The organism is Pseudomonas kitaguniensis, assembly GCF_009296165.1.
GTDB classification, from domain to species: Bacteria; Pseudomonadota; Gammaproteobacteria; order Pseudomonadales; family Pseudomonadaceae; genus Aquipseudomonas; species Aquipseudomonas kitaguniensis.
The window spans coordinates 1-8,776 of the sequence record NZ_VUAZ01000080.1 but is presented as its reverse complement, the minus strand read 5'-3'; the positions used below and the strand labels follow the sequence as shown (position 1 = coordinate 8,776).

Sequence of the window (8,776 nt, the reverse complement as noted above, 5' to 3'; positions counted from 1 at the left end):
AGTTTTACAGTTGATACATGAATTGACTGACCCACCGCCATCGGGAGCAAGCCCCCTCCCACATTTGCTTGCGACGTTTTCAGGATTGAGCGGGAATATTCTCGGCAATCTTCTTGCCCATGCTGATTCTCGGCTCCACCGCGTACCCCAATGCCTCGTAGAACCCCACCACCGCGTCATTACCGCCGGTGATCTGCAGGTTGATTTTCATGCAGCCCAGCGCCGTTAACGCCTGTTCGGCATGCCGAACCAACGAGGCACCCAAGCCGTGCCGCCGATAGTCTGCGTGCACCGCCACCGAATACAGCCAGCCGCGATGCCCGTCATAGCCTGCGAGGACGGTACCGATCACGGCTTTTTTATCTATCGCCACGAAGAACAAGCCGTCGTTGACCGCCAGCTTTTTATCAATCGCCAGGCTCGGCAGGTTATGCGCCGTGTCATAGCCAAAAGCCTCCTGCCACAGAGCAACCACCTGCGCGCGGTGCTGACGGTCGCGATACGGCCCAATCGGGTGACGCGACGACAGCACCTTCTCCATCACCAGCGTGCGCTCGTTACCGTGGTAAACATCGCGCACGGTGTGAAACCCCAGCTTGGTGTAGAACGGCTCGGCGGTCAGCGAAGACGGAACGTTCAATACCGTGACGCCGGCTTCACGGGCACGCACTTCGATGTCGAGCATCAATAGCCGGCCAATGCCCTGGCCTTGCAAGGCTGGGTTGACGAACACTGAGCGCACCACATTGCCATCAAGGGCCGCAGTCGCAACGATCACCTGATCCTGAACGGCCACCAGTACAACCCGACGCTCTAGCAGTGCAAGCACAGCGTCGGCGGTGAAGTTGCTCGCGACGCGGGCGATAACATCCGCCGGGTAATCCCGGGCATTGCTGCTGTGCAAGGCGGCCAGGATGACCTGGCTGATCTCGTCGGCATCGGTTGCCTGGGCGAGACGAATGGCGATAGACATGATTCCTCCTGGCTGACGGGGCAATGACGCGTACCACCCTACCAAGGTGGGGGTGTGGCTGGGCTTTTGAGTGCGCCCTCACAGCGAATCAACTCGGTCAAATGTGGGAGCGGGCTTGAGTGGTTAAAGCAGATCAAAAGCCAGTCTAGAGTACACATCAGATCTGCCTTTTGTGGGAGCGGGCTTGCTCGCGATGCAGGCACCTCGGTAAATCAGGCATACCGGGTGGAGGCCATCGCGAGCAAGCCCGCTCCCACACAAGCGCTTTTGATCTAACCACTCAGCGGTCTGCAACCACCGGGGGCGCAATCTGCTTGCCCGCTTTGGCCCCAATCAGCTTCGCCTGCCCATCCTTCTGTTTACCCGTACGTGCCTCACTGATCAACCCCGGTATCAACTTGCCCTCCGGCAGGTTCTTCCAGAACCGGCTCGGAAAGTGCCCCTCCATTACCTTGGGGTTGAGCCGCGCCGGGTTGAATATATGGCTGTAATAGGTCAGCCACATGGCGCTGTGCGGGTCTTCCACATTCTGCGCCAGTTGCTGCCACGCCTCGGGGCACTCTCGCTGATGAATCAACTGTTCACCGTCGTAATACACAGCGTCCAACGGCGTGGCGATCATCCAGCGGTGGCGGCCCATGCGCCCGATAAAATGCTCACTGGCGGATTTCAGAATGTCATGCGCCGGCTCATGCCAGGCCACGTATTCCGGCAACTCCGGCCCCGCCTCTGCGGGCAAGGCGATGAACCGCACAAAGGCATGCAGGTGATGGGCCTCGCGACTCACCTGCTTGATCCGCCGTTGCAACTCGCTGCCGAGCTTGTCGCCCGCCAACATGGCCGTGCGATCACCATGGCTGACGCGCCACAGCACCTCGTACAGCAAGCTCCAGCGCTGATCGCCGTGATAACACGCCGCCGACTCCAACAACGCTAACAGCGCCTTGGGGATTCGCGCCTGGAACGGGCCAAGGCCTTCGGGAATGGGCTGGTCGGTGGCAAACAAATCCGCCACTTCCGTCTTGCCCCAGCTCACCTGGCTGGGGTCGACTTGATGGCTGAGCAGCCAGCGCGCCTGCTCGCGCCAGATGCTGAACAGGTTGTCACATTCCAGGCTGATCATCCCCACAAGCCCATTTGCTGTGGCTGCGGGCGGTCACGCAATTGCTCGCGCAGCAACACGCTGGTGCTGTCCGCCTGTTGCGGATGGTAATCGCTGGTGATGAAAAATGGCTTGGCCTTGGCCAGTACGCAGCGCATGCGCGCCAAATCTTCGAAACGGATCTTGCGTTCGCGCCGCAGGTCGACCAGGCGCTGCGTGGTGCGCAGGCCAATGCCGGGGATGCGCGCAATCAGGGTCGGTTCGGCGCGGTTCAGGTCCAGCGGGAACACCTCGCGGTGCTCCAACGCCCACGCCAGCTTGGGGTCGATGTCCAGCGCCAGATCGCCAGGGCCTTGAAACAGTTCGTTGGCGCTGAAACCGTAGCTGCGCAGCAGAAAGTCTGCCTGATACAAGCGGTGCTCACGCATCAGTGGCGGCGCGGCCAGGGGCACGCTTTTCGGGCTGTTGGGAATCGGGCTGAACGCCGAGTAATACACGCGGCGCAGCTTGTAACTGCCATACAACGCCTCGGCGCCGTGGAGGATGGTGCTGTCGTCGGTGTCATCGGCGCGACGATCATTTGCGTACTCTGCCCGGCCGGGGCAAAACGCGGTGCGCGCGGCTCGTTGAGTACGGTCTGCTCCCCGGTGTAAATGGTCTGCATCGCTTGCTTGATCGAGACAATCTGTTTCTCCGGCGCCAGGGTTTGCAGGCTGGCATCGGTGGGCAGTTCGATATTCACGCTGAGTCGATCGGCATAGCGCCCCGCCTCGGCGATCAATGCCGGGTCTGCCTCGGGAATGGTCTTGAGGTGGATATAACCGCGAAAGTCATGTTCCTCGCGCAACAGTTTGGCGACCCGCACCAACTGCTCCATGGTGTAGTCGGCCGAACGGATGATGCCGGAACTGAGAAACAGCCCGCTGACGCAATTGCGCCGGTAAAAGTCGAGCGTCAGGGTAACCACCTCCTCTGGGCTGAAACGTGCGCGCGGCACGTCGCTGGAACGGCGGTTGACGCAGTATTGGCAATCGTAGAGGCAGAAGTTGGTCAGCAACACCTTGAGCAGCGACACACAGCGCCCGTCCGGGGTGTAGCTGTGGCAAATGCCCATGCCGTCGGTGGAACCCAGCCCCGCCTTGCCCTCGGAGCTGCGCTTGGGCGCGCCACTGCTGGCGCACGACGCGTCATATTTGGCGGCGTCGGCGAGGATGCTGAGTTTTTCGATCAACTGCATGGCGGGCTACCGGTACTGGTTTTTTGTACAGTATCAGTAGCCCGCTTCGAGCTGCAAGGGGTTAGCTGCACGCTGGGTGCAACTTGCGGCTGAACGGTAGTTTGTCAGCTCGCATTGGCCAAGAGCAGATCCTGCGCCGAACGTGCTTTGCCACGATGACGATCATGCTCATACAACGAGGCGGCAATTTCATCCGCCCGAATCGGCAATACCGACAGCAAGGTATCGCTCAAGCCATGGCTGGCCTGGCTGAAACCCTGAATGTAAACCCCCGCCTTGCAGCGCTCGTCGGTGACGATGCGGTAGTCGCGGCTCACTTCAAAGTCGCTCATGTAGGCTTGCAGCGGCGCGAGCAGTTCGCGGTGCATCTGGCGCTCGTAACCGGTGGCGAGGATCACCGCATCGTAATGGCTGAGGCTGGTTTCGCCCGTGGCGTTGTTGCGCAGCGCCAGTTCGATGCCCAGCGGGCCGGCGCTGGCTTTCTCGACCACGGTCAAGGTGCGGAAGGCTTGGCGGGCAATGCCGGAGACTTTCTGACGGTAGAAAATGCCGTAGATACGCTCGATCAGGTCCAGGTCAACCACCGAATAGTTGGTGTTCTGGTACTCGGCGACCAGGCGCTCGCGCTCGGCGCCGACTTGCTGGAATACCAGGTCGGTAAAGGCCGGCGAGAACACTTCGTTGACGAACGGGCTGTCATCGGCCGGCTTGAGTGCCGAACCGCGCAGGATCATGTCGACCTGCACCGAAGGGAAGCTGTCGTTGAGATCAATAAACGCTTCGGCGGCGCTTTGCCCGCCGCCGATGATCGCAATGCGCATCGCCTTACCGTCAACGCACGGCTGCTGGGCCATGCGCGACAGGTATTGGGAATGGTGGAACACCCGGGCGTCGTCGCGCAGGGCCTTGAACGCTTGCGGCACACGCGGCGTGCCACCGGCGCTGACCACCACCGAACGGGTGGTGCGCACATGCTGTTCGCCCAGTGCATCACGCGAAATAACGCGCAATGCCTCAACGTGCTGCTGGTGCAGGATCGGCTCGATGGCCAGCACTTCCTCGCCATAGCGCGCCTGAGCCTGGAACTGCCCGGCGACCCAGCGCAGGTAGTCGTTGTACTCCATGCGGCACGGGTAAAAAGTGCCCAGGTTGATGAAGTCGACCAGACGGTCGTGGGCCTTGAGGTAGTTGACGAACGAGTAGGGGCTGGTGGGGTTGCGCAGGGTCACGAGGTCTTTGAGGAATGAAATCTGCAATTCACTCTGGGTCACCAGGGTATTGCCATGCCAGCGGTAATCGGCCTGCTTGTCGAGAAACAGCGCGTCCAGTTTGCCCTGAGTCTTCTCGCGCTCCTGCAGGGCGATGGCCAGCGCCAGGTTCGAGGGGCCGAAACCGATACCGATCAGGTCGTGAACCGCGGGCGATGCAATTGCCTGTGTCATTCCAGTGTCCTCTGGATAAGCCCCTTGGCGATGGGGCGTGAATACCTTCAAGGCCTGAACAACAGGCCATCTGTTGATAGGAAACGAGGACAGTGAAATAAAATTTAACTGATCATTGATCAGTGCGCTTCCCACTCACGCATGCGCACCCGGCAGTGTTTCATTGCATTGACGATATGTTTCTCGACGAGGCTGCGGGAAATACACAAACGCTGGGCGATCTGCGGGTGCGACAGGCCATCCAGTTTGCGCAGCAGAAAGCTGTCGCGACAGGCCTTCGGCAGTTCGGCGAGCGCGCGCTCGAGCATCTCCAGGCGTTGGCCCTGATCGTGGCTGGCGTGCGGTGAATTGGGCGCAAAACGCTCCTCGTTGTCGAGTACTTCGAGGGGTTCGACGAGGCGCAAGGCGTTGCGTCGATGGCCGTCGATCACCAGGTTCAGCGCCGTGCGGTACAAAAACGCGCGCGGTTGCTCGATCGGCGTATCACTTGCGCGCTCCAGCACCCGCACGTAAGCGTCATGCACCACATCCTCGGCGACCTGACGGTTGCCCAGCTTGGCGTTAAGGAAACACACCAGCTCGCGATAGTAGTTTTCCAACATGACTCCCGACCGCCTCGCAGTGGTATTTGGCCCTGTAGACGCGAGCGTGCGCGTACGGAACCTGAGCGCGACACGTGCTGCCTGGAAGCACGCGTCGCCGTGAACGTTTTTCGCGGATATTCGCGCCTGTACATACCGGCCATGGATGATGGCAGTTTGAGTGCGTGCAATTTATAGTAATTCTCATCTACTTTTAACCAAGTCTTGCGCCAACGCGCGAATTTTTTATTCGACAGAGCTGTTACCGCTTGTGTAAACGCCTAAATCTTCGGGCATTTTTCTCGTATAACAGTCAGCTCTCCGCAACTGCGGCCCACACTGCCTGGCTGGAACCAACGCATGAAACGCCCTCGCCCCGCCCGACGCGCCCTGCTTGCTGTTGCGTGCCTGATACCGCTAATTGCGGCCGCCGCCTGGTTGTTGCTGCCGCCGGGTCGTGACAGCTTGGCAACGGTCACCGTAACCCGCGCTAACATAGAAAACAGCGTGACTGCTCTCGGCACGCTGCAGCCGCGCCGGTATGTCGACGTGGGTGCTCAGGCGTCCGGGCAAATCCGCCAGATCCACGTCGAGGCTGGCGATCAGGTCACGCAAGGCCAGTTACTGGTAGAAATCGACCCCGCAACGCAACAAGCCAAGCTCGACGCCAGCCGCTACGCCATCGAAAACCTCAAGGCCCAGTTACAGGAACAGACGGCCCAGCACGCGCTGGCCCGGCAAAAATATCGCCGTCAGCAGCGCCTGGCCGCGGGCAATGCCACCCGCGAAGAAGACGTGCAAACCGCCAAGGCCGAACTGAGTGCCACCCAGGCCCGCGTCGAGATGTTCCAGGCACAGATTCGCCAGGCCCAGGCCAGCCTGCGCAGCGACGAAGCGGAACTGGGTTATACGCGTATCTACGCGCCCATGAACGGCACGGTGGTGGCGGTGGATGCGCGCGTCGGCCAAACCCTTAACGCCCAGCAACAGACGCCGCTGATTTTGCGCATCGCCAAGTTGTCACCGATGACGGTATGGGCCGAAGTCTCGGAAGCCGACATCGGCCACGTCAAACCCGGCATGAGCGCCTACTTCACCACCCTCAGCGGCGGCAACCGGCGCTGGACCAGCACCGTGCGCCAGATCCTGCCGATCCCGCCCAAGCCGCTGAACGAGACCAGCCAGGGCAATGGCAGCCCCAGCAGCTCAAGCAAGACCGGCAGTGGCCGCGTGGTGCTGTACACCGTGCTGCTCGACGTCGACAACACCGACAATGCACTGATGGCCGAAATGACCACGCAGGTATTTTTCGTCGCCAGCCGCGTTCAGGATGCACTCACCGTGCCGGTCGCGGCCCTGCAGGGCAACCACGGCAGCGACACGCAGGTTGCACGGGTGGTGGCGAAAAACGGCGCCATAGAACCGCGCGAAGTGCGCCTGGGTATCAGCGACCGCCTGCGGGTTGAGGTGCTGGGCGGCCTCAACGAGGGCGACCATGTGCTGATCGGCCCAGCCGATGGCAACGGAGGTTGATGTGACCACGCCGCTGATCGAACTCAAGCACCTGCGCAAATCCTACGGCGGCGGCGACAGCCCGCAGGTCGACGTATTACGTGGCATCGACCTGGCGATCCATGCCGGCGAATTTGTGGCGATTGTCGGCGCCTCAGGCTCGGGCAAATCCACGCTGATGAATATCCTCGGCTGCCTCGACCGGCCCACCGAAGGCGACTATTTGTTCGCGGGCGAAAACGTCGCGCACTTGGGCAGCGACGAGTTGGCCTGGCTGCGCCGCGAAGCCTTTGGGTTTGTGTTCCAGGGCTACCACTTGATTGCGTCCGGTTCGGCGCAGGAAAACGTCGAGATGCCGGCGATCTACGCGGGCATCAGCGCCACCGAACGCCACGCCCGCGCCAAGGCGCTGCTGACCCGCCTGGGCCTGGCCGAGCGCACCGGCAACCGCCCGCACCAGCTTTCCGGCGGCCAGCAACAACGCGTTTCTATCGCGCGCGCGCTGATGAACGGCGGCCATATCATCCTCGCCGATGAACCCACCGGTGCCCTCGACAGCCACAGCGGCGCCGAGGTGATGACGCTGCTCGACGAGCTGGCGAACCAGGGCCATGTGGTCATCCTGATTACCCACGACCGTGAAGTTGCGGCGCGCGCCAACCGCATCATCGAAATTCGCGACGGCCTGATCATCAGCGATTCGGCGCTGAATGAAACCTGCGTGCCCGCCACGGCCAACAGCGGCGCGCTGCAAGCGGTTGACCTGCGCCAGCGGCTGGCCGACGGTGCCGAACACAACGGTGCCTGGAAAGCCGAACTGGTGGACGCAGTGCAGGCGGCCTGGCGGGTGATGTGGATCAACCGGTTCCGCACCGCGCTGACGTTGCTCGGCATCGTCATCGGCGTCGCGTCGGTGGTGGTGATGCTGGCGGTGGGCGAAGGCAGCAAACGCCAGGTCATGGCGCAGATGGGCGCGTTCGGCTCCAACATCATCTACTTGAGCGGCATCTCGCCCAACCCACGCACGCCGCCCGGGGTGGTGACTCTCAACGACGTTGCGGCCTTGGCCACACTGCCCCAGGTCAAGCACATCATGCCGGTGAATGGCAGTGACGCCGGCGTGCGTTTCGGCAACGTCGACTACCTGGCTTACGTGGGCGGAAACGACCTCAACTTTCCACAGATTTTCAACTGGCCGGTGGTCGAAGGCAGCTACTTCACCGAGGCCGATGAGCGTGCCGGGGCCACCGTAGCGGTGATCGGCCATCGTATCCGCGAAAAACTCTTCAAGGGCGTAGACAGCCCGATCGGCCACTACATTCTGATCGAGAACGTGCCCTTCCAAGTGATCGGCGTACTCGCCGAAAAAGGCTCAAGTTCTGGCAATGAAGACAGCGACGACCGTGTCGCCATTCCTTACAACGCCGCGAGCGTGCGCTTGTTCGGCACCTATAATCCCGAATACGTGGTCATTGCCGCCGCCGATGCGCGCAACGTGCACGCCACCGAACGGGCGATTGATGAACTTATGCTAAAGCTGCATAACGGCAAGCGTGATTACCGTTTGACCAATAGCGCGGCGATGATCCAGGCCGAGGCGCGCACGGCCAACACGCTGTCATTGATGCTCGGTTCGATTGCGGCGATTTCGCTGCTGGTGGGCGGCATCGGCGTGATGAATATCATGCTGATGACCGTGCGCGAACGCACCCGCGAAATTGGCATCCGCATGGCCACCGGGGCACGCCAGCGCGACATTCTGCGCCAGTTTCTCACCGAGGCGGTGATGCTCTCGGTAGTCGGCGGCCTGTGCGGTATTGCCCTGGCGCTGCTGGTGGGCGGCGTGCTGGTGCTGGCCGAGGTGGCGGTGGCAGTTTTCTCTGGTCGGCCTGTGCTGGCGCGTTTGGCTGCGCGCTGGTCACCGTGCGT

4 protein-coding genes and 3 pseudogenes are annotated in these 8,776 nt (G+C 61.6%); 2 read left to right on the top strand and 5 right to left on the bottom strand.

Annotated elements, in window-relative coordinates; all coding sequences use genetic code 11:
* Window positions 1-79: 79 nt before the first annotated feature.
* The 5 genes and pseudogenes from F0169_RS14510 to F0169_RS14485 all read right to left on the bottom strand — a co-directional run.
* A complete protein-coding gene (locus F0169_RS14510) occupies window positions 80-973 on the bottom strand; it encodes a GNAT family acetyltransferase (RefSeq protein ID WP_152746911.1) in 894 nt (297 codons plus the stop codon).
* Between the two features lie 280 nt (window positions 974-1,253).
* Window positions 1,254-2,096 carry a TIGR03915 family putative DNA repair protein gene (locus F0169_RS14500; protein WP_152746909.1) on the bottom strand — a complete coding sequence of 281 codons (843 nt, stop codon included), beginning with the start codon at window positions 2,094-2,096 and terminating at the stop codon, window positions 1,254-1,256.
* Window positions 2,093-3,312 (bottom strand): annotated as a pseudogene (locus F0169_RS14495) (putative DNA modification/repair radical SAM protein). Before F0169_RS14495 ends, F0169_RS14500 begins: the two are co-directional and overlap by 4 nt.
* A gap of 104 nt (window positions 3,313-3,416) precedes the next feature.
* Complete coding sequence (locus tag F0169_RS14490; RefSeq protein WP_058412790.1) at window positions 3,417-4,754, bottom strand: lysine N(6)-hydroxylase/L-ornithine N(5)-oxygenase family protein; 1,338 nt, start codon at window positions 4,752-4,754, stop codon at window positions 3,417-3,419.
* A 119-nt stretch (window positions 4,755-4,873) separates the two neighbouring features.
* Window positions 4,874-5,368 (bottom strand): annotated as a pseudogene (locus tag F0169_RS14485) (sigma-70 family RNA polymerase sigma factor); the annotation flags it as partial.
* Between the two features lie 327 nt (window positions 5,369-5,695).
* Between F0169_RS14485 and F0169_RS14480 the strand changes: the two are divergent.
* Complete coding sequence (locus F0169_RS14480) at window positions 5,696-6,868, top strand: efflux RND transporter periplasmic adaptor subunit (RefSeq protein WP_152746907.1); 1,173 nt, start codon at window positions 5,696-5,698, stop codon at window positions 6,866-6,868.
* A pseudogene (locus F0169_RS14475) lies at window positions 6,852-8,776 on the top strand (ABC transporter permease); the annotation flags it as partial. The gene F0169_RS14480 and the pseudogene F0169_RS14475, both read left to right, overlap by 17 nt.